General features: G+C 43.8%; 17 protein-coding genes. 1 reads left to right on the forward strand and 16 read right to left on the reverse strand.

Annotated elements, in window-relative coordinates; all coding sequences use genetic code 11:
* Positions 1-96: 96 nt before the first annotated feature.
* The 16 genes from HMPREF1207_RS01415 to HMPREF1207_RS01490 form a co-directional block, all read right to left on the reverse strand.
* Entirely contained in the window at positions 97-666 is a 570-nt protein-coding gene (locus HMPREF1207_RS01415) for an SF0329 family protein (protein ID WP_009676644.1), read from the reverse strand.
* A gap of 406 nt (positions 667-1,072) precedes the next feature.
* Positions 1,073-2,746 (reverse strand): hypothetical protein, encoded by a 1,674-nt coding sequence (locus HMPREF1207_RS01420; RefSeq protein ID WP_009676605.1) that lies wholly within the window; start codon positions 2,744-2,746, stop codon positions 1,073-1,075.
* A 392-nt stretch (positions 2,747-3,138) separates the two neighbouring features.
* On the reverse strand, positions 3,139-4,323 hold the full coding sequence (locus HMPREF1207_RS01425) for a ComEA family DNA-binding protein (protein ID WP_009676651.1): 1,185 nt from the start codon (positions 4,321-4,323) through the stop codon (positions 3,139-3,141).
* A gap of 810 nt (positions 4,324-5,133) precedes the next feature.
* Positions 5,134-6,144 carry a retron St85 family RNA-directed DNA polymerase gene (locus HMPREF1207_RS01430; RefSeq protein WP_016423392.1) on the reverse strand — a complete coding sequence of 337 codons (1,011 nt, stop codon included), beginning with the start codon at positions 6,142-6,144 and terminating at the stop codon, positions 5,134-5,136.
* Between the two features lie 243 nt (positions 6,145-6,387).
* Entirely contained in the window at positions 6,388-6,705 is a 318-nt protein-coding gene (locus HMPREF1207_RS01435) for a FaeA/PapI family transcriptional regulator (protein ID WP_016423393.1), read from the reverse strand.
* Positions 6,695-7,603: a phosphoribosyltransferase-like protein gene (locus HMPREF1207_RS01440; RefSeq protein WP_009676610.1), complete on the reverse strand. Its 909-nt coding sequence runs from the start codon at positions 7,601-7,603 to the stop codon at positions 6,695-6,697. Before HMPREF1207_RS01440 ends, HMPREF1207_RS01435 begins: the two co-directional genes overlap by 11 nt.
* A 442-nt stretch (positions 7,604-8,045) precedes the next feature.
* Positions 8,046-9,233 (reverse strand): staphylopine family metallophore export MFS transporter CntE, encoded by a 1,188-nt coding sequence (gene cntE, locus HMPREF1207_RS01445; RefSeq protein WP_009676633.1) that lies wholly within the window; start codon positions 9,231-9,233, stop codon positions 8,046-8,048.
* Positions 9,234-9,274: 41 nt separating this feature from the next.
* Positions 9,275-10,018, reverse strand: a complete 744-nt coding sequence (locus tag HMPREF1207_RS01450; protein ID WP_009676628.1) for an ABC transporter ATP-binding protein — start codon at positions 10,016-10,018, stop codon at positions 9,275-9,277.
* On the reverse strand, positions 10,005-10,826 hold the full coding sequence (gene cntD / locus HMPREF1207_RS01455) for a staphylopine uptake ABC transporter ATP-binding protein CntD (protein ID WP_009676612.1): 822 nt from the start codon (positions 10,824-10,826) through the stop codon (positions 10,005-10,007). The genes HMPREF1207_RS01450 and cntD overlap by 14 nt, the downstream gene beginning before the upstream one ends.
* 7 nt (positions 10,827-10,833) lie before the next feature.
* The gene (gene cntC / locus HMPREF1207_RS01460) at positions 10,834-11,727 is read right to left on the reverse strand and encodes a staphylopine uptake ABC transporter permease subunit CntC (RefSeq protein WP_009676623.1); all 894 of its coding nucleotides are present in this window, start codon (positions 11,725-11,727) and stop codon (positions 10,834-10,836) included.
* Positions 11,727-12,659, reverse strand: coding sequence for a nickel/cobalt ABC transporter permease (gene opp1B, locus HMPREF1207_RS01465; protein WP_009676655.1), 933 nt, complete (start codon positions 12,657-12,659; stop codon positions 11,727-11,729). The genes cntC and opp1B overlap by 1 nt, the downstream gene beginning before the upstream one ends.
* A 59-nt stretch (positions 12,660-12,718) precedes the next feature.
* Positions 12,719-14,323, reverse strand: a complete 1,605-nt coding sequence (gene cntA / locus HMPREF1207_RS01470) for a staphylopine-dependent metal ABC transporter substrate-binding lipoprotein (RefSeq protein WP_009676624.1) — start codon at positions 14,321-14,323, stop codon at positions 12,719-12,721.
* 25 nt (positions 14,324-14,348) lie between these two features.
* The gene (locus HMPREF1207_RS01475; RefSeq protein ID WP_016423394.1) at positions 14,349-15,665 is read right to left on the reverse strand and encodes an opine metallophore biosynthesis dehydrogenase; all 1,317 of its coding nucleotides are present in this window, start codon (positions 15,663-15,665) and stop codon (positions 14,349-14,351) included.
* Positions 15,666-15,692: 27 nt separating this feature from the next.
* Positions 15,693-16,487, reverse strand: a complete 795-nt coding sequence (locus tag HMPREF1207_RS01480; RefSeq protein WP_009676653.1) for a nicotianamine synthase family protein — start codon at positions 16,485-16,487, stop codon at positions 15,693-15,695.
* A gap of 27 nt (positions 16,488-16,514) precedes the next feature.
* A complete protein-coding gene (locus HMPREF1207_RS01485) occupies positions 16,515-17,348 on the reverse strand; it encodes a diaminopimelate epimerase (RefSeq protein WP_009676614.1) in 834 nt (277 codons plus the stop codon).
* Positions 17,349-17,639: 291 nt separating this feature from the next.
* Positions 17,640-18,242 carry a sugar O-acetyltransferase gene (locus HMPREF1207_RS01490; protein WP_009676600.1) on the reverse strand — a complete coding sequence of 201 codons (603 nt, stop codon included), beginning with the start codon at positions 18,240-18,242 and terminating at the stop codon, positions 17,640-17,642.
* Between the two features lie 226 nt (positions 18,243-18,468).
* Here HMPREF1207_RS01490 and HMPREF1207_RS01495 point away from each other — a divergent pair, with 226 nt between their 5' ends.
* Positions 18,469-20,709: a PQQ-dependent sugar dehydrogenase gene (locus HMPREF1207_RS01495; RefSeq protein ID WP_009676627.1), complete on the forward strand. Its 2,241-nt coding sequence runs from the start codon at positions 18,469-18,471 to the stop codon at positions 20,707-20,709.
* The last annotated feature ends 83 nt before the right edge of the window (positions 20,710-20,792 follow it).

Here is a 20,792-nt window from a genome sequence, read left to right on the forward strand (position 1 = left end):
AATTATATTCCGCCCCCAAATCTGCCCCTATCCTTCCTTTATATTGAAGTGCCGACTGAAAATCGGCATATTCAACAATAGAGGTAGGATGTTTTTTCATAACGTACTACGCCGTAGTTCATAAAAATACTGCACAATCGGATGCTTTAACTTCATCTTCTCGGACATGTTCAAAATTCGCTTTTTTCCAACTCGTCTGTCCACCAAAGCTAGAATATTCAATAAGATATCATGGCTCTCTAAACTTTCTTCTATAGAAGTGGTTAAGAACTTATTAGCCACAGCGATAAAATTTGATTTACTTAAGGAAGCCTGTGCTGACAAAAGCTCCTTTGCATATTCTGAACTTTTTCTATTTCTTACAATTACTTTTAGACGATCTTCCGGAACTGTCCCCTTGGTAGTTATTCGGGCAGCTTCAATTTCTTCATTGCTGATAGGAATTTGGATATCTGGATCATTCTTAATTTCCAACTCCGTCTGATACCATCTGATTAAGTTAGTTGCATCATTCATATTGAGCACGTTCTTTTTATCTACCGTAATATAACAATCCCCTGCTTTATCAGGTAAATAACGGTAACTGGTTGCACGATATTCGACTCTTCTATCTAACGCAGGACAAAGAAAACTCTCGAGATTTTGTTTCAATTTGCTCCAGGACATGTACTTCACCTTGTTCTATATTAATATCTGCCTACTGAGGCAGTCGCTCTATTAATCTATCATACAATAACCGGCACTCCATCCACTATGTTTGAATGAAAATACCTCCACTGCTGAGGGGAAAGATCAACAGGATAGTTCATAAAAAAGCCTGCTTTCTCAGCAGACCTTGTCGAGGCATTTACCTTTCAATATCCTCCCGATATATCTATACTAGGCACCTCACATAGCTCGAGAGGATAGAACCGATATAATAGCCCAAGTACTTCTTCTTTGGATAAAAAATACTAGGTAAATGCGGCTCTTAAAATGTTAGTTCTTTACGAGCGGCGCACAGCATTACACATGTGTGGAGTAAACAGTGGACAACAAACATTTATGTCCGAATGAATATTGTTTGCTCTACTTAATCTTGCTCAGTAATGGACGCGAGTTCCAAGAAATATAGTTGCATTAAATTGATTTCCGGACTGGGGATATAATCTAAAACAAATGTTGTATATCCATTTCCTAAGTTTGTCATGAACCAACCATCTAGAGCATTGTTAAATTTTCCATATCGTAAATAATAACCGAAACACTCCAACTCTTCTGCTCCCAGAGCTTGAACACCTAAATAAGATTTAATTCTGTCCTGAACATAATTAATAAAATATTTCTCATCTCTATTAATAGCTCTAACTTTATTAAAGATGTGCTCCAGACTGAAAATATCTACAACCCAAGGATAGTCTTTATCATCATCTTTGAATTCGAGATATTTATTAACACGATTAGATAGATTTAAGTAATTATTAATGGTTATACATATCTTGAGCACCTTCGTATGGTCTTGTTCACACAAATCCAAAATTATTTTCCGAGAATACTTTTTATCACTATTGTAATACTTAGAGTTTTTATTATTAATGTTATTTTTAACTCTCCATCCTTGAATATAAGCCTTTTGAATAACTCGGTCAAAGTTTTGTTTCATTCTTGTATCAGACTTATTAGAGTCTCTGAATGGTTCTTTTAAAACCTCTGATTTGCACTCAAAGCACAGTGTATATTCTCCATAGAGCACAATAATATCTTGTTCATCCCCATTTTCATCGTACAAATTATTATAAACGCTCTCTTTCCCAAAAAAGTCCTTCAATAACATAATTGTGTATTCTTCTACAAAATCATCTTTCCTACCTCTCTTACCTTTCCCACCTTTCATTTCTTCATGTTCTAATATATAATTCCAAAACTCGTCGAGTATAAAATTAGAACGCGGAAAAAATATTCTGTCTTTATGACAAATCCCCAAGGAGAACTCTTCCCTGTAATATTTGTCAGTCGGATAACTTAAAGTCACTTCATTCTCATTTCTCAATATAGGGAAAAATCTATTAATAAACTCTTTTTCTTTAATACCGAATCTTCTTAAAACTTTCGAAAATTGTTGCACGGAAAAGCTAGTCAAGAAACTCTCGAATTTGTACTTCTCTTTTTCATATAGCAAATCATTGAGTATGTTTTTTCTGCAAGCTTGATATATAAAGTCATATAGAATACAAATCAATAACCCCTTCTCAATTTCTAGAGTTGTTAGATTATCTTTGATGAAAATTGTATCAATCACTTTACTGTTGATTTCTAAAGCACGTAAATACTGAAACCAAGAAGTATTTGGATAATCGAAATGGTAATTAATGAAATTTTGGGAGTGAAAATTGCGTAAAGACATATGAATATCTTCTTGCTCTTCTTTTTGATTAAACTGTTCCATACAATAATAGTTTACAATTTTTACAAACTTTTTCCTCAGCCATTTTAGCTCGTTGGATCTGTTCTTAATTTTCGTGTTATTTTTAATGACCGAATTCTTTTTATACAAATAAAACAATCTATTAACCAGTTTTGGAGACACCCGTTTGTCTCTATTTTCAAAGACATATCTCGTGTTATCCATTATTAAACTATTTATTAACCAAAAAACTTCATATGGATTATACTTTCGAAACCTAGTAATAATTTCTGTTATTTCATTCTCTAAATTATAATCCTCAAGTTCGAAAAACTCTTCAAGCAACTTTCTCTTATTCTCCATGATATTCCCCTTCTGATAATGATTTATCTGATTTTTTCACCGAAATTACAAGTTCATTTGTAAACAACTGCTCAGAAGTAACAATGAAACTTATATAAGATAAATCTCCAACGTCAGTTATCAAAGGTTCTTCGGTATCTTTATTCAGGATGACCACTCGAAACTCATTTTGATAATCACTAGTTATATCTTTTCAAAAAAAACAATTGTGTTCTCCTCGGCGAAAAGGAGTGATTTACATTGAAATTATCGTACAGAACAGGTTGATTCCTTAGAGTCTTTGGTCAGGACTAATATCTTTTCGAATTAAAAAATGAGAGGGGCTAATCGCCCCTCTACTATTTCCGACAATATATCTCAACTATCAGTCTTTCCTGACCAACATTGGCTTATCAGTCAAAGCTAACAGTATCTTGAATTTTGCTTATTGTTTTTGCACCAACACCTTTAATGGTACTTATATCATCCAAACTTAAACGTCCTTTAGCTACGCGCATTTTCACAATTTCTTTTGCCATATTTCTATTGATATCTAGAACAGCCTCAAGTTCATCAAGTGATGCTGTGTGAATATTCATTTTCTCCGACACTCCTTTTTGCTGTACATCATGATATTCAAGAATACTAGCGCAAATTAAATAAACGTGAAAAACAGCCTTAATAGCTTCCGCTCTAGATAGCTGAGCGTGGACGCCTTTGTTGGTCAACTTATGCAATCTTTGTAGATAACTACCAACAAAATCGACATGAATCTTAGCTAAATCTCTGTTACTATCACTTGAAATGGATCTATCCATAAAAGCCCATATTCTATTTATATATTGATTTTTTCCTAAAGAGCGCCCATTATATAGTTCATCTGTAGCAGGAAATAATTCATCAGCTAAATTTTCTATGAGTCTTCTACAAGAAGTTAGGGCATGTGACCACTCCTCTGAATTATCAGTGGACACTGATTTAAACGCCTGCATTAATTTTTCTGCAAGTTCGGGGTTAATATCAAGTAATTTATCATCAATAACAAACTTCAAAATATCAAAGGCTGATTGTGGCGCATCTGAAAAAGCAAGCGTATTGTACAATAAGGATGCTCTTTCATGTGCTGTCTTTCTAACATAATTCAAATGATTATTTAAATTGTTTTTATAGTACGTGCCGTCATTACCTTTCTTTGTTCTTACAAGATCATTATATCTCTCCTCTATAAATCCGATATTTTTGTATCCTCCACCTGATTTATTTGCTTTTACATTTAGCTCTTCAAGTGAGCAATGTTCATCTATGTCTACTCCCAATTTTTTTAATTCTTCTGTAACTTCGTTTAACTTCGTTAAATTAGCCTTAGTATTGCTTTTATTCGTAGCAACTAGCATATCAATATAGTTCTCAAGAGGTTGAGTATACTTAGTATTTCCCAGTTGAATTTCGCCCCAAATGATACAACTCTCATCGCTAATCATTTTTGATACTCTCAATAACTTTTGAATACCGACAAGTACACTACCCTTGGAACTTTCTAATTCTTTTATAGATTCTTTTAGCACAATAATAGCTTCTTGAGTAGTTTTTGAATGCATTCAGCCATCCCTCTCCCCCAAAATAATAACTCAACATAGCTGGTTTCTAAAAATCTCACTATAATTGAGCTTCTAATAACAAATATCCAAATTTATTCATTCGACATAATCCTACCATATATTCCAAAATAAACGCACGAAATTTATTCTTACATTTCGTATTTAAGTAATAAAGAGTAGGGATTTCTCCCCAACCTTTAATTTTATCCGCCAATACATCTCAGCTATTAGTCATTGTGCCATTGATTTAAAGTCGACTTACAAAACCTCGTCTACCAAATCACCGCAAACCCTTTCCCCACTTGGCTTAAACACCTCTCGCCCTCTCTCCCCTGGTTCAACACGAGTAAATAAAGTCATCCTGCAAATCAGAGTAAAATCGGGGGCAAATCGGAGAAAAACCTTGATAAACAAGTAAATAAAGTCGAGGTGAAGGAAGGGGATTCAACTAGGAAAATGAATGGGATTACAGGAAGGACGTTAGAGAAAAAAGTTGAGGAAAGCCTAATTTATCGGAGATTGGCGGGTCATACGACCCGTTCCAAAGATGAAAAGAGCCGAGGAAAACAGGAGTGGATACCTGAATTTCGCTCGGCTTTTTGATACGACTTTATAGGCTCCTGTGAGAGCTTTACAAGCTTTGGGAGAGCTTTAATTGGCTTCTACATTCATTTCGTACAAGCAGCGCGACTGATTTCACATGTGTAGAGTTGACAGTGACAGCAAATGTCCGAAGGGACAGTGTTTGCTCTAATGATGATTTGAATCTATTCATTCAACTTAAAGTACAGAAATTTAAAAAGGGAAATCTCAGTTCCCCCAATTAATCTCATCTAGTTTTTTCAAGAATTCCAAACCTTCATCTGGTTCTATCATTTTTATGAAATTAGCTATACCATATAGGTATTCTTTAAAATATGATTTACTTTCAGATTCAATTTTTTTTAAGTGACTATAAACACCAAATTTTTTGCAATAATAAATATGTTGCTCAAGTCGCTTTTTATATTTTCTTTTTACTTTGACATCTTCGTTTACAATTAATCCAGTTACCTCTTGCATGTTATTATCTGTCTGCAATCTTAACTTTTTATAATTAATATCAAAGCCCTCATTAATTATAATTGACTTTATTGTTTCTATATATTGCCTGACATTCTCATCGCCTGACATAGTGATGTCATCTGCATAACGTGAATAATCCGCATTCATCTTTTTAGCAAGAGCCAATAATCTTTTATCCATTCTTTGGCAAAGAATATTTGAAATATAGGGGCTGGTAGGGGCTCCCTGAGGTAGCGAACCATTATATGTAGTTAGTGCAGCCAGAGTATAGGAAAGTTCTTTAGTATAGCCATGATGGTAAAACATATAGAATATACGATCAAATTTAATAGTAGGAAAAAAATTTTTAATATCTATATTAAGAACTACTTTCTTCTTAGTGTGCAATAAAGCATTATCTTTAATATTTCTTCCTTTTACAAATCCAAAAGCATTAGAATGAATAGCAAAAGAAGATAGGACATTATCAAGTACCCATCTTTGTATTGTTTTCATATTATAGCTAGGTGTTGAAATAGTTCTTAGAGACCCATTCGATTTAGCTATTTGATATTCCTTATAAAACTTATTCGAATTCATAATATAATGACCTAGTATTTTACTTTCAATCCCCATTAATAGGGATAGATGGTTATTATCAAAAATTACAGGTAAGCCCTGTTCATTTAAGGCTTTTGCATAGTTTATGCATATTTTTTTGTATCTTTTTCCATATCCTTTTTGCGTTAACGATGATTCCAACAAGTTTAAGTCCATGATACCCTCGTTTAAATAGTCAGTAGCTTCTACTTTGATCTTGTTTTTTGCGCTGCCTTTAACCTGTTTTGGAAATTTAGTAAATTATTAATGTGGTTTTCATTAATTATTTACTACTGCAATGAAATATTGCAGTGGGTAAAAGCAGCGGTTTTCTGATTTTGCCCAAATCAATTAAGTGACATTATTATAGATAGAGACTCTCTACCGTATCTAGAAGACTACTGACTATCACATAGTAGTTTACTTGATTTTTTTTGTAAATCCAATAGGAATGTATAATTCATCAAAACCCATTGGTTTTTTTGTAAATATGCTATTAACTTCGAAAGATTCAAAGTAATCAATGTGTAACATATTATACTTTTCTAATAACTTTACAGCGGCTGAGGTAAGTTTATAGTACCCCTCTAATGTTAATAAATTTTCCTCTTGAAGTTTATTAATTAAATTTTCTACTTGAAAAAAACTCAGTCCAAAATTATCACTTATTTCTCTGTATGAGTAGCTAGCTTGAACCGAATTAAAATACACTAATATCAGTAAGTTTTTATAATCCAATCTTACTCCCTCCACCCTCTCTTTTAACTGATAGGTTTTGGTTTGACCTAGTCTTCTTCTTGTTTTTTCTATTTAGTTGAGTATATCTCTTAAACAAAGAATTCCACTCTTCTCTCTTTCCAGAAAAATCTGTATGATACCAGAATGAACTGATGGTATTATTAGGTATGTTATGAGAAAATCCAACCAAAAGTTGGCTATCCCGAAAACCCATAACATTATTATTTCCTTTTCCCCAAATTGTTTCTTCAAAATCGTTAATTAGTAATCTATGTGAATCATTTAAAAATTTATGATTTTTGAAAACCTTATCGTACTTAAATTCTGCAATAACTGTTACATCAAGTTCTGTTTGATTAGCTAAGTATTTATCGATCACTTCATGTGCTGTTTCAGTAATAACAATAAGTCGTATGATTATTTTTCTTCCAATTAATTCACTCTCGTTCTCCTTGAGAAAAGAAACAATAGTCCCACCGCTACCAGAAATGTCATCAAAAAAAATCAACGTAGTAATATCATCATCTATTTGATCTAAACCAACTTTTATTGTATCTTTGTACAATTCTATGCCATTTTCTTTAATGACTTCCTTTAGGAGCATTGTTAAGTCAAATGAACTATTTGCTCTACCATCTTTAGAGACCATAGGAATAATACAAATATCTTCAAGGGGGTAACTATTTAATACGTCTATTAATTGACTCTTCATCAATTCTTTAATATCTCTCTTAGTAAAGAAGATAAATTCTGAAAACAAATGCAACAAAATTTCCTTTATTTCATCTAGAGATGTGTTCTCCAACCATGATACCAACTTACTTTCAATATCCTTAGTATACAGTTCCTCTTGACCATATTTCTCTATAAAAACTTGGGCGACCTCATTTATATTCATTTTGACCCCTCGAAAAATAAGTTGGAAATAACTTTTTACAATTCTTCATAGACTAACATTGCTTTGTCCAAATCATGATAAGTTTAGTTTTTAGGTATTTTTGCACACTTATTATATCACTCCCCAACCATTACCAGTAGTAGTCTTCCTTTTTTATTATCGTTCCACTCGAGGCATTGGGAAAGAGGCGGACTTGCTCCCTCATCTGCCACAACGGGAAAGGAAGAAGAACCATGCAATTTACACCGTTCGAAGAGTGCCATCGCCTGAAGTGCCGGCATCGAAGTCCGGAACACCACCCTCGGCTACCCAAAATGCAGCTCATTTTAAAGAAATCAGCCGCAAGTTCGACAGATGGCCGGTATCGCAAGTTATCAGAAGCTGGTTTGAATACGCCGATAGCCTGCAAGCTTGCAAGTTTGTGACTGATCAGCATTCAAGTTTATCTTGAGCGGGCAAAAATCTTACGTCGATCATAGGCAAAAAAGATCATCGACAAACCTAAAATCGCACAGATCAGGTACATAAACGAGTACGAGGAAAGATCCGCGACGGGGCCCATAACGACACCGCCCAGCGAAACGCCTAAATCGGCCGTAGCGATAAATAAACCGAGTAGCACATTGCGATCATGCTGCGGTAATACAAAAGTCAAATACGTCGTCAAGGTCGGATAAAGCAGGGCCTGAGCGATGCCTGTTAAACCTGCGCCGACATAAAAAAACACCGTTCCGCCGGCTGCGGAAAAGCTTACACATTGCGCCCCTGCGGCTAAAATGAGCATAATCACTATCATAAAGGACGAATGCCACTTTCCGTCCGAAGGAATTTTCTTCCTGAGCGCAAAACGGGCGGCCACTACGGCCGTCGCCTGAATCATCAGATAAATAGCTGCATTGCCGCTTTCGATCTGCATGGCATATAGGGGAATAAAGGTTGTCACGGCTCCGAATACAAGGGAAGCTGTCAGCATCAGAACGCTGCATTTGAATAGATGCGGGTTTTTAACCAGATGGCCGAAGGAGTGGAGCATCGTGGCGCCAGGTCCCGGCTGACCCGCAGCGGGTTCAGCCTCTTTTTTTTCCATACGGGCACTGTAACCCACCACTCCGGTAAGAATGGCAATCGTAATCATGGCCGCTGTAAAATAACGGCTATCCGCTGTATGCCACATGCCCAAAGCCAACAAAGGACCCATAATATTCGGCATGGAAGCGCATAAGGAATACATTGAGATGCCTTGCGACCGGTCCTTATCCGGCAGCGCGTCTATAATACCAAGCTGCAGGGCCATGGAGAAAAAAGCGGTACAGACCCCTTGCAGCATACGGGCGGCGAAGTATCCCCCGAGCCCGGTAAACGTGTACAGGAGTAAGGCTACTCCGTTTATAACAAGAATCGTGCGCAGCACTTTAATCGGACCGTGCTTGTGAATCAAATGACCCGCCCAAGGCCGAAAAAACATGGTTGTAAATAAGTACGCCCCCATAATAATCCCGATCGTTGTATTCGTGGCCCCCAGCGATTCGCCCTTCAAAGGAATGATGACGTTTAAAATAGAGTTGGCGCTGAAATACAATAGAGTCAACATATACAGCCTCAGAAAAGGCCAGGACAAAGCTCCTCTCACCGTTCTTGCTCCTTCCCGATTCTCTCCGTCCACCCCATACGCTAGGTAATGATCATCTGCAATAATTTCCTTGCATACGCGGATTGAACGTCTTTTAAGTGTGCGATGTTCACCGTTTCTTCGATTTGACCCTGTCGCATGAAAACGACCCTGTCGCAAATATAGGCGGCAGCCTGGATGTCATGGGTGATGAAGATGTATCCCATGCCGTAAATTTCCCTCAATCTTTTGAGCAACTCAAGCACATGGATTTGAACCGAACCATCCAGCGAGCTGATGGCTTCGTCCAACAAAATACATTTCGGCTCGGTTGAAACGGCTCTGGCTATGCACACCCGTTGAGCTTCTCCGCCCGATAATTCATGGGGGTATTTGGTCCGATAGGACGAGTCCAGTCCAACTTGATGCAACAGCAGATCAATCTTACCCGAAGCCTCTTTTCGGGCTTTGTTTTGCAGCTTCAAGGGTTCCATAATAGCCTGCTCAACCGTATAAAACGGATTAATGGAGGAGGTATAATCTTGAAAAACAGCGCTAATGTTCCCCCGTCTCGCATTCCGCGCCCCTATCCTCTTTCCCTCGAATAGAACGGTTCCTTGATCCGGCTCCTCAATTCCTATGATCAATCGGCCCAGTGTGGATTTGCCGCTTCCGCTTTCTCCGATGATGCCCAGGCATTCCCCTTGCCCGCATTCGAAGCTAATGTCTGCTAACACGTTTTGTTTTTTCGCGGAAAATAAGCCGCCCGTTTTGTACGATTTCCCGACGCCTTTAACCCTCAGCATGGCTGACGCCTCCCATTAGGTTCCTAAAATGATGATGCAGCGAAAGCTTCGAGGAGACCAAATAGCGGGTATATTCGTGGCGTGCATCAGAGAAAATGGCCGGGGTCGGCCCTCTTTCCACCACTTCTCCTTCTTTCATAACCAGCACCTCATCCGCAAGTTTTCGGACAATGCCCAGGTCGTGCGAAATAAAAATCATGGAGCAGCCCATTCTCTTCCTGAGTTGCGCCAACTGTTCAACGACCTCGAATTGGGAGATCGTATCCAGTGCCGTAGTCGGTTCGTCCGCGATCACCAGATCGGGTTCCAGCACAATAGCCAGCGCAATCATCACGCGCTGAAGCATGCCCCCCGAAAGCTGGTGCGGATACTTGTTCATCACCGCTATCGGATCTTGGAGCCTCACGCTTTCCATGGCTTTTTTCATCTTCGCCGTTATTTCGTCGCGGCTCCAGCCGAAATGTTCGGCAAGTGTTTCTTTTAAATGAACCCCGACCACACAAGAGGGATCGAAGGCTCGCATGCCGTTTTGCAAAATCATGCAGAGCTGTTTCCCCCTTCTTTTTCTCATTTCTTTCTCGGGCAGCTCGCTTAAGTTTACTCCGCCAAACAGAATGTCCCCGGATTGGCGGATATTGGCTTTAGTCAATCTCATAACGGCCCTGCAGGTCAGAGACTTCCCGCTTCCGCTTTCTCCGACGATGGCCAGACAGCTTCCCTGCTTTACATGAAAGGAACTGTTCGGGATCATCACTTCACCGGTCAGGTGATCCCAAACTTTTAAATTTTTCACTTCTAAACTATTCATGACCGGATTAAGCCACCCCATTTCCTTGAATTGCCGTACCGGCAGCGGCGGTCTGACCTTGCGGCTTTGGATCGGAAGTCCTTAATTTAGGATCTAACGCAGCTTGGAGCGCATCGGACAGAAAATTGACAGCCGACACGACAAGAACGATCGCTAAACCCGGCGCTAACATTAGCTCCGGCTTCGAGAACATGACTTCCCTTGCTTCATTCAACATCATGCCCCACTCTGCATTCGGAGCTTGAACGCCTAAACCGAGGAAGGAGAAGCCCGATAACTGCAAAATCATGGAACCGAAAGAGCTGCTTGACAGAACGGCAATGTCGGGAAGCGAAACGGGCACAATATGCTTGACCATAATTTGAACGCTGCCGGCGCCAAGCGCTTTAGAGAACTTCACATAGTCCGCTTCGGCGTATTGCATGACAGACGTTCGGATGACGCGGGCAAACCATGCCCATTTCGTACATACAAACGCGATCAATATATTTTCAAAGCCTACGCCCACAATACCGATCACGGCCAAGATCATGACATAACCTGGAAAAGAAAGCATCACATCGCAAATTCTCATCACGACGGCATCTGTTCTTCCCCTGAAATACCCGGCAATAAAGCCGAAAAAGGCACCGATTCCTACCGTCAGGATCAAGGCGGCCATCACCCAGAGCACGCTTGGCCGGATCCCGTATATTAATCTGGATAAAACACATCGCCCCAGGTGATCGTTGCCTAACAGATATTCCAGCGACGGACCCGCAAACCGAAGCTCCATATGCACTTCCCCGGGAGCATGCGGCGCTATCAGAGGGGCAAAGATCCCGGCAGCCATGGTTGTAACGAGAATGAATAAAGATAGGACAGCCGGCTTGTCTTTCACTATACGTTTAAATCGTTCCATTACATCCCCTTCCTTAGTTTGGGATTCATCGCCGCAAGAATCATGTCCGACAAGGTATTGAACAGAACGAAGGCCGCCGCCAACACAAGGACATAAGCTTGGATGATCGGGAAATCCCGGCTTAGAATGGATTTGACACTTAACGTCCCCAGCCCGGGCCACGCGAACAGGTTTTCTACAACGACCGTGCTTCCCAATATAATGGGGATGGCCATACAAAACACAGAAATGGCCACCTGAAGCGAATTTCTTAGGATATGCATCGTTATTTTTCTTTCCGGTAAACCGCTTGCCCTGCCGTACAACACATAGTCCTCGTTCAACTGGCCGATCATGGAGCTTCTGACGATCCGAAAGTAAATGCCTGTGTAACTGATGGTAATCACGGTAACCGGTAATAGGTAACTTTTGAAGGAGTCCATGCCGCTTGTCGGGAGAAGATCCAGATGGACGGAAAAATACCATGCCATGAGCGACGCAAGCCAGTACGACGGCATAGAAGTCAGCAAAAACGAGACCCCTCTAACCGATTTGTCCACCCTCTTCCCTTCTTTCCATGCGCAGATCACGCCTAGGACAATAGATAGGACAATAATGGCAGCCATCGAAACCAGCGTCAGCTTTAATGTATTCAGAAAAGCGGGGCCCAGTAAGGACCAGACCGGTTTTCCCGTCACGTACGAATGGCCGAAATCGAGCTGCAGGCAGGAAACGAGCCAATTGAAATAACGGGTTAGAAACGGCTGGTCCAGTCCGAGCGCCCCTTTCGTTTCCGCGATTAATTCTTCGGTTATATTCGGCACGCCTTGCGCGTGCAGGACTACTTCGGCCGGGTCCAAAGGAGACAGATGATTTAAAACAAACGTTAAAAAGGATATAATCACAAGCAAAGGAAGCGATAGTAACGCTCTTTTTAGGATATAACTGCCCATAGCCATCTCCTTCTTTGCACAGGGCACCAACCAAGTGGTATCCCTGTGCATTCATTTAGCTACTCAAAGTACATTCGCTCAAAAAGCAGCTCGTATTGCGTTTGCTTAAACGAGATCCCTTTCAAATTTTTGGGAGCCAGAACGGTGACGCTGCCATTGGTGATGGGGATAAAGACGCTTTCGTCATGGACAAGAGTTAAAATTTCCGCGTATAACGATCTCCGTGTCTTCTCGTCGGCAGACACCATCACATCATCGATTTTCTTATAGAGTTCGGCCGCTTTCGGTATGCCTCTGGTTGTATGCAGATAAGAGCCTTCCGCTGTAAAGGCGGCAATCGTACTTTGCGGATCGTAGGCGAGCCCCCATGTTTGGTTGAACAGCAGATCATAGTCTCCCGTGGCTCTTCTTTTCGCGATAGAAGAAGATTCTTCGCCGATAAGGTCCAGCTTGGCCCCCATTGTTGTCAACGTATGTTGAAGGAATTCAGCCTGCGTTTTTTGGGAGGAAGAATTGACGTCGTAGTAAAGCTTCATGGCTAACGGGTTTCCGTCTTTGGTTCTGACTGCTTTGCCGCTCTCCAGGCTCCAGCCCGCTTCTTCCAAAATCTTTTTCGCTGTTTCCGGATCGTAGCCCCGCTTCTTCAAATCGACGTCCGCATACGGGACATTGGAGGAGAATAGAGTGTAAGCCGCCGTTTCCATTCCGCTAAAAATTTGCTTGCTGACGGTTTCCCGGTCAATGGAATACCAGATGGCCTCGCGTACGGCCTTTTCATGAACGGGGCCTGATTTGCTGCTGTTGGCCACGATCATTTTCGTATTCATCGCTTTACTTCTGACCAGCTGGAAATCGTCCGATTGAACTAACCGATTCATCGCTTCCACATCAATGCTGTCCGCGCCTCGATCATCCGTAAAGATAAAGTTGACTTCGCCCTTTTGCAGCGCCAAAAATGTCATTTCCCCTGCCGGAAGAACTTTCGCCGTCACTTTCTTCACTTTAGGCGCGCCGGCCCAGTAGTTTTCATTGGCTTCAAAAGTGGCGTACTGATCGGTTTTATGTTCCGTGAGCTTATAGGGTCCCGTGCCGTTGTATCCGCTCACGCCATCCTTTGTCTCCCCGTTAACGAAATTTTTGGGGGAGATGAATACGTAAGGCCGGGTCATCGACAATTCCAGCAAAGTCGGATAGTAGGGCTCCGATAGATTCAATTCCACCGTAAACTCATCCGGCACATTACAGCTCACGATCTTAGCGGAAAGTTTGATCCAGGAATGCTTGCTTGCGTTTTTTTGCACGGCTTCGATATTTTTCTTCACAGCCTCCGCGTTAAACGGTTCTCCGTCGTGAAAGGTCACATCTTTTCTCAGATGAAAGGTGTATGTTTTCCCGTCCTTTGAAGTTTCCCAAGACTCGGCCAGCAGCGGCTTGATTCCGTCTTCCGTATTTTCGACTAATGATTCGTATACCATTCCTTGCGCCGGCATTGAACCCGTGTACAAATGGGGATTCATATCGTTGATATCTTTTGCCGTGGCGTACACCAGTTCTTTGCTTCGTTCCGTGGACCCCGTATTCGCTTTCTTCTCGCCGGCGCAGCCTGCCAGCAGCGCAATGGAAATCATGAAAGCAGCTAATAAACCCGCTATTCTTCTCGTCACGTCTTCTCCTCCAGTATGCAGCGTATTATATGTTCTTTGATCCGGGCCTGATTTCTATTTCACTTCGTATCCTCTTCAAGTCTTCTTCAAAACTTTGGACGGTGAATGCATCCGACAACAGCTCGCCTTGCAGCCTATGCCGGGCCGCTTCCTCTATTTTCCGCTCATAAGTTGCAATGAACGTATCGATCGTCGGACAGCTTGAATCTACATACCTCGCAATGCCTTGTATGATTTTTATTCGGTAGTAATCTTCCTTGGGCATGCGCGGGATGTCCCAGTACCCTTCATGGTTGACAAAGATTTGCCGAATGGGGACTGCCGAGAAATCGAAATATTTCCCATCCTGATCCGGTTCGGAAAAAGGATCGATTAACAGCGATGTATACCGGATGTATACCAAATACTCTTGATGGATCGTTTCGAAATGAAGGAAGTTTTCGATCTCATGACGCGATAAGCTTTCCGGCCGCACCGGATAATTGTCGTCTGTCATGAACTTAAGCAAGTTAAGGCCGTCTATATTTAGCTTGCGGATAATGGCCGTCATCTCTTTCCAACAGGCCACCATATCGCGGATTAAACCGGGTGTAATGGGACCTTCGGGAAACATTTTGTATACAAATTTCTTGGGAGCCGCTTCTCCGAACAGGACATTTAACGAAAAGTCATTCATAAACAGAGGCGGGTGGACATATAAGGAACTATTTCTCGTTTCCGCTTCGAGTGGAGAACCCATGATTTCCAAGGTTATACCCAGTTGTTCATACAACGTACGAAGCTTCGTCACATGATCGGATGGAGCCTTCGTCGAGCCAATGAACACTTTTTTCTTGATTCCTGTCGTGATGACCTGATCGGACGGCTTGTCGTGCCTCCAGCGCGTATCGCCAAGATAGGTGGAAAAGCTAATAATTTCCGCATCCGCACGAATATCCGTCATATAGTGGCGGATTAAGCTGTTTGAACCGAAGGTCGGGGAAATTAAGACCACACACCTTACTTGCCGCAAAAGCCGTTCATGGATTTGTTGGAGTACCCCTATGTATGCATCCGCCGTAACGGACAAGATCACGGTATCCCATCTTCCCGTAATGCTCTCATATCCGTGAAAAACATCATCGATGACGCACTCGCCCTGCAGCCGCCGGTGCTTTTCATTTTGAATGTCTGCGCGGATACGCCGGTTGCTCTGCTTAAGCGCCGCAAAGAAGTGTTCGGAACGAACGGACTTTCGACCGGCGATTCCTACGCGGCAGTCCGCAACTTTTTTTAGCAGGACGGCCAATTGAATCGAAGCGGGCCCCGTTCCCAGCACTAAGACTCGTTGAAAATCACCCATCTGACCCTTCCTCTCCCAAAATGAAGCCTACGCTTTTTGATACAAAGCGATATCAAACACGTGACCGGGACGCAAAACAGTTTCAACCAAGCTCCATTTACGTCTGTTCACCTCTTGCATGGGGTAATTGAATAAAGATTTCAAGCCGCCGCCGTATCTCATGGCCACAATCACATGCCGATTGGTTAGCCGATCCAATTGGTCCAGCAGTTCGTATTTATTGGCAACCGTTGAGCTGAATATGATGTGAGTCACCTCTTGTATACCGTCCAGATGCTCTGCGAACACGTTCTCCAGCCTGATTTTCAATCCACTTCCCAACTCCTCTACAACCCTTCTTCCAAGTTCTACAGCCTCCCTGTCAATATCAATGCCGACCACTTCCGCGCCGGTTTGCTTCGCTATGTACAAGGGCGTCATGGGAAATGAACCCGAGCCCACCAGCAGCACTTTCGAATCCGCTGTCACTTGAAAGCTTCCAAATTCTTTTTCGATGCATGATTCTATATTTCGGAAATACTCCGTCCTTTCCGCGTCTCCATTCAGCAGCTTCCATGCACGGTATTTTTCCATAATCGCGACACAAAACGCCGACGTCTTCCTCAAATCTTCCACTAGCCGGGACATATGGCCGGGATCTTGCCGGTTCAATTGTTCCCATGATTCTTCGTTAGCCTCGTTCGTAATAAAAGCGGAATAGTCATCTAAGATCGCTTCTAACTCGGCGCTTCGCTGAGCGGTACCTTCGTAACGATCGGTGAAATGCGTAAATTTCGCTTGAAACCCGGTTAAAGTTTGTAGAAATTGTTCGTCCTTATGCATACCTTCACTCCAATCTTATTCAGGATATTAAACATCAACAAAAGCTCTGCCTTGGGCTACAATTCCAACGGATCCTTCAATGCTGAGGCTTGTTACCTCGTCTTCCTCCCATTCGGCCATGACAGTTATGGTGCCGCCGGGCTGCTTGATTTGCGCAGAAACGGTCCCCTTGTGTTTCCAAGACAGGAAGGCACCCAGTGAAGCCGTGCCGGAGCCGCACCCTCTTTCCCAAATCAGGCTGTCCAAGGGTGGGACATATATGAGCGGAGCCAATTCGTCCGAATGACTCTTGAATAACAAAATGCCGATCACTTTGGCTTCCGAAGTCGCTCCAAGCAGCTTCGCCAAGGCCTCTGCCCGATTTCTCACGGTCTCATTGAAATGATCGACTTCGATCACAATATGTAGAAAGTCGGGATATCTCACCGTGACGATATCCAAGTCATCGCCTTCAAACTTGATTGTCTTCCGATCGATTTTTTTGGGCACAGGCATTGCAAGCCGGCACACATACTCTTCCTTGACTTTTTGCACCTGACAGGTGACTAACTGCTCCGTTCCGGAAGCTTCGAGGACAATTTCCATGAAATCGTCAGGATTCATTCCTTTTTCAGATGCAAGAAAAGCGGCTAAGGCCATGCAAGCATTCCCGCAAAACTCACCTCCCGCCATTCGCAAATTGGCATCGGCTTCATAGTTGCCGGGTTTTTCGATGAAGCCTACTTGTTCGGCGTACACACTGTCGTAAGACATCATTTTAGCGGCAATGGGCTTATAGTCCTCAGCCAAGTGATTCGTTCTCACAAGAATGGTCATATTCTGGGTGGGATTGCATTTCACAAAGTCGATTTCATGTTTCATCAGACAACTACCCCTGGACCGATTTTTTTAAAAAAATGTAGGATCACGTCGCTCTACCGAATTTAATCGTAATCGTAACGATTACTATTATCATACTCACAATGCAGGAAAGCGTCAATCATAAAAAAAAGATGCCCGAATCGGGCATCCAAGGTTCCTTTTTATTGAGTGAAGCGATAAAAGATTGCCGCCTCTGCTTGCGGCGCTTCCGAAGAAGAAATGCGGCACGTACGATCCGGCAAACGGAAAAGACCGCTTCCGCGGAAGCAGCCTTTTGCAGCGGTTCCGGCTCTAAGCTTCCCGGAACTGGTTCCTGTCGTCCTCTGTGATCGGTCGAAGGACGCGGCACGGATTGCCCGCGGCAATAACGTTTGCGGGGACATCCTTCGTAACCACGCTCCCCGATCCGATAATCGTATTGTCGCCGATCGACACGCCGGGATTGAGTATCGCCCCGCCGCCGATCCAGACGTTGTTGCCGATCGAGATCGGGAGCGCGTATTCCACCTCATTCGCTCTCGGTTCCGGATGAATGGCATGGCCTGCAGTAAACACGCTCACATTGGGACCGATCAGAACGTTGTTCCCGATCGTTACCCGATTGCAGTCGAGCACCGTTAAATTATAATTGGCATAAAAATTTTCCCCCAGCGAAATATTGTAACCGTAATCGCAGCGGAATGGGGGTTCTATAAAAAAGACTTTGCCCGTACGTCCGAGAAGCGCACGGAGCAGTTCGTTCCGTTTCTCGACTTCGCCGGGACGCAGCGCGTTGTAGTCGAATAAGACTTCCTTGGCATGCTGCCGTTCGAGCAGAAGCTCCTCGCCGAAAGCTTTATAGGGTTTACCGGCTAACATCTTTTGTTTCTCGGTCATAGGCTTCGGGTCCGTCATCGTGTCTGAACTCCTTTATGTTCGTTTTGCATCATTTTCATTCTAACATGTTTACCGTACGAGCCAAAACGCTAAGCGTTTACATTTCGTATATACCTTTTACTGGGATTTATGGTAAAATGAATTACGAAAGTATAAGCGCTTTAACTTTCGAAAGCGAAAGGAGGATCGCCTTCGTCTATAAGCAAACCCTTAGTGCCATTCCAAATCAAAAGGACGTGTGGGAATGATTATGCATTGCAAACAGGTTGCTTTAAGTCTCTGCTTTTGTCTTCTGCTTGCTTTAATACCCGTACCGGGAACAGCCAAGGCGGAAAGCGTGCCGGCTCCCTGGAAGCAGCAAAACATCGGTTCGCCCGCTCTGGCGGGCAGCGCCTCCTATGACCCGGGTGCGGGCCGTTTTGAAGTCAGCGGCTCCGGCACGGATATTTGGGGCAAATCGGACCAGTTCAATTTCGTCTATCAGCCCTGGACGGGGGACGGCTCGATCATCGCTCTCGTTTCCTCGCAGACGAATACCCACGATTTCGCCAAAGCGGGCATTACGATCCGGGAAACGCTGAAGCCCGATTCCAAACATGCCGATCTGCTTCTGACGCCTTCCAACGGATTCACGTTCCAGTATCGAACGGAAACCGGCGGCGCCTCCGAGAGCGAGAAAATCGCTTCGACCAGCCCGGCGTGGGTAAAGCTGGAGCGCAAAGGAAACGTCATCCGGGGGTATGTGTCCAACAACGGATTGAACTGGGGCGACCTGGGGACGCTTACTTTAAAGATGAACGCCTCCGTGTTTGTCGGTCTTGCCGTCTCCAGCCATAACACTTCCAAGCTGAGCACCGCCACGTTTACTAATGTGACGGTAAACGCGGCGGGCGATGTGTTTCCGCCGACCGAACCGACGAACGTTCAGGCCAGATCCGTAACCGATACGTCTGCGGAAATCGCCTGGACCGCATCGCTGGACGATGTCGGTGTCACCGGCTACGATTTGTATAAGGACGATGTTTTGACCCAGGCGAACGTTGCCGGTATTTCCTATACCTTTACGGGCTTGAAACCCGCCACCACTTACCGGTTTACGGTAAAAGCCAGGGACGCGGCCGGAAACAGCTCGGCAGCCAGCGCACCTCTGTCGGTGACGACAACCAGCGGGTCCGATACGGAGAGCCCCGCCGCTCCGGCCGGACTTGCGAGTTCAAGCAAAACCTCCACGTCCGTCCAGTTAACCTGGACCGCAGCGACGGATAACGTAGGCGTGTACGCCTATGATATTTTCACGGACGGGAAATTGGCCGGCAGCACCGACAAGACCTCATTCAACGTGACGGGTCTTGCCGCCAATACCTCCTACAGCTTTACGGTGAAAGCCAGGGATCTTGCTGGCAATGTGTCCCCCGCCAGTAAAGCGCTGTCGGTTAAGACGAACCCGGCCTCTTCGGAACCTTACACGCCCGAGGTCGTCGCTTCCAATCTGGAAACGCCGTGGGCGGTCGACTTCGCGCCGGACGGCCGGATTTTTTTCACCGAACGCAACAGCGGAAGAGTGCGCGTCATCGTGAACGGCCAGTTGAAGTCCGCGCCGGTCATTACGCTGGGATCGCCTTTCTACTACATGCCCAAGAGTGAGGGCGGTCTGCTGGGACTAGCGCTCGACCCTGATTTCGCCAACAATCATTATATGTATATTTACCACTCCTACAAGACCTCCGACAACAAAGTCGCCAATCGGGTGGTCCGTCTGATCGAAAGCAACAATACCGCCAAAATCGACAAAGTCCTGATCACGAATCTTCCCGGGGCGGTGTATCACAACGGCGGCCGTCTTAAAATCGGCCCGGACAAGAAGCTCTATTTCAGTGACGGCAACTACGGCAACAAGGATGACACTCTAACCTATCTCGGAGGAAAAATATTCCGGCTGAATCTGGACGGCACGATCCCGTCCGATAATCCGTTCGGCGCTTCTTCGCCGATTTACAGCCGGGGTCACCGGAATCCGCAAGGATTGGCCTGGCAGCCCGGAACGAACCGGCTATTCGAGTCCGAGCATGGAGAATCGTCCAAAGACGAGATTAACTTCATTCAACCGGGAGCCCATTACGGCTGGCCGCAGTACGAGGGCGGAAATCAGAATCAACCGGGCATTACGCCGCCCCTCCTTTACGCCAGCGGGACGACTTGGGCGCCTTCTGGTATCACGTTTGTGACCAAAGGGCCGTGGGCCGGGAATCTGCTTGTCACCAACTTGAAGGGCAAACAGATTATCCGCATGACCGTCAAGGAACAGAACGGCAAGCCCGTCATCGACAGCGGCAGTCTCAATTATTTGTACGTGAATAAGTATGGCCGCATCCGCGACATAGTCGAAGCTCCCGACGGATCGCTTTATTTCGTGACCAGCAATAACGGGGATAAGAACGGAGACGGATCGCCCGATAAGCTGGTCCGTCTGGCGCCTAACTTTTAAACCTTGCGTGTGAATGAAAAAAAGAGCGGGATCTCCCGCTCTTTTTGCTCTTTTTGCTCTTTTTGCTCTTTCAGCCCTCTTTT

The sequence above is a fragment of the Paenibacillus sp. HGH0039 genome (genome assembly GCF_000411255.1).
GTDB lineage: Bacteria > Bacillota > Bacilli > Paenibacillales > NBRC-103111 > Paenibacillus_F.

Excerpts from the sequence above, each read along its gene's own strand:
- HMPREF1207_RS01415 (WP_009676644.1), bottom strand. The coding sequence starts at position 666 with ATGTCCTGGAGCAAATTGAAACAAAATCTCGAGAGTTTTCTTTGTCCT.
- HMPREF1207_RS01420 (WP_009676605.1), bottom strand. The coding sequence starts at position 2,746 with ATGGAGAATAAGAGAAAGTTGCTTGAAGAGTTTTTCGAACTTGAGGAT.
- HMPREF1207_RS01425 (WP_009676651.1), bottom strand. The coding sequence starts at position 4,323 with ATGCATTCAAAAACTACTCAAGAAGCTATTATTGTGCTAAAAGAATCT.
- HMPREF1207_RS01430 (WP_016423392.1), bottom strand. The coding sequence starts at position 6,144 with ATGGACTTAAACTTGTTGGAATCATCGTTAACGCAAAAAGGATATGGA.
- HMPREF1207_RS01440 (WP_009676610.1), bottom strand. The coding sequence starts at position 7,603 with ATGAATATAAATGAGGTCGCCCAAGTTTTTATAGAGAAATATGGTCAA.
- HMPREF1207_RS01450 (WP_009676628.1), bottom strand. The coding sequence starts at position 10,018 with ATGCTGAGGGTTAAAGGCGTCGGGAAATCGTACAAAACGGGCGGCTTA.
- cntD (WP_009676612.1), bottom strand. The coding sequence starts at position 10,826 with ATGAATAGTTTAGAAGTGAAAAATTTAAAAGTTTGGGATCACCTGACC.
- cntC (WP_009676623.1), bottom strand. The coding sequence starts at position 11,727 with ATGGAACGATTTAAACGTATAGTGAAAGACAAGCCGGCTGTCCTATCT.
- opp1B (WP_009676655.1), bottom strand. The coding sequence starts at position 12,659 with ATGGGCAGTTATATCCTAAAAAGAGCGTTACTATCGCTTCCTTTGCTT.
- HMPREF1207_RS01475 (WP_016423394.1), bottom strand. The coding sequence starts at position 15,665 with ATGGGTGATTTTCAACGAGTCTTAGTGCTGGGAACGGGGCCCGCTTCG.
- HMPREF1207_RS01480 (WP_009676653.1), bottom strand. The coding sequence starts at position 16,487 with ATGCATAAGGACGAACAATTTCTACAAACTTTAACCGGGTTTCAAGCG.
- HMPREF1207_RS01485 (WP_009676614.1), bottom strand. The coding sequence starts at position 17,348 with ATGAAACATGAAATCGACTTTGTGAAATGCAATCCCACCCAGAATATG.
- HMPREF1207_RS01490 (WP_009676600.1), bottom strand. The coding sequence starts at position 18,242 with ATGACGGACCCGAAGCCTATGACCGAGAAACAAAAGATGTTAGCCGGT.
- HMPREF1207_RS01495 (WP_009676627.1), top strand. The coding sequence starts at position 18,469 with ATGATTATGCATTGCAAACAGGTTGCTTTAAGTCTCTGCTTTTGTCTT.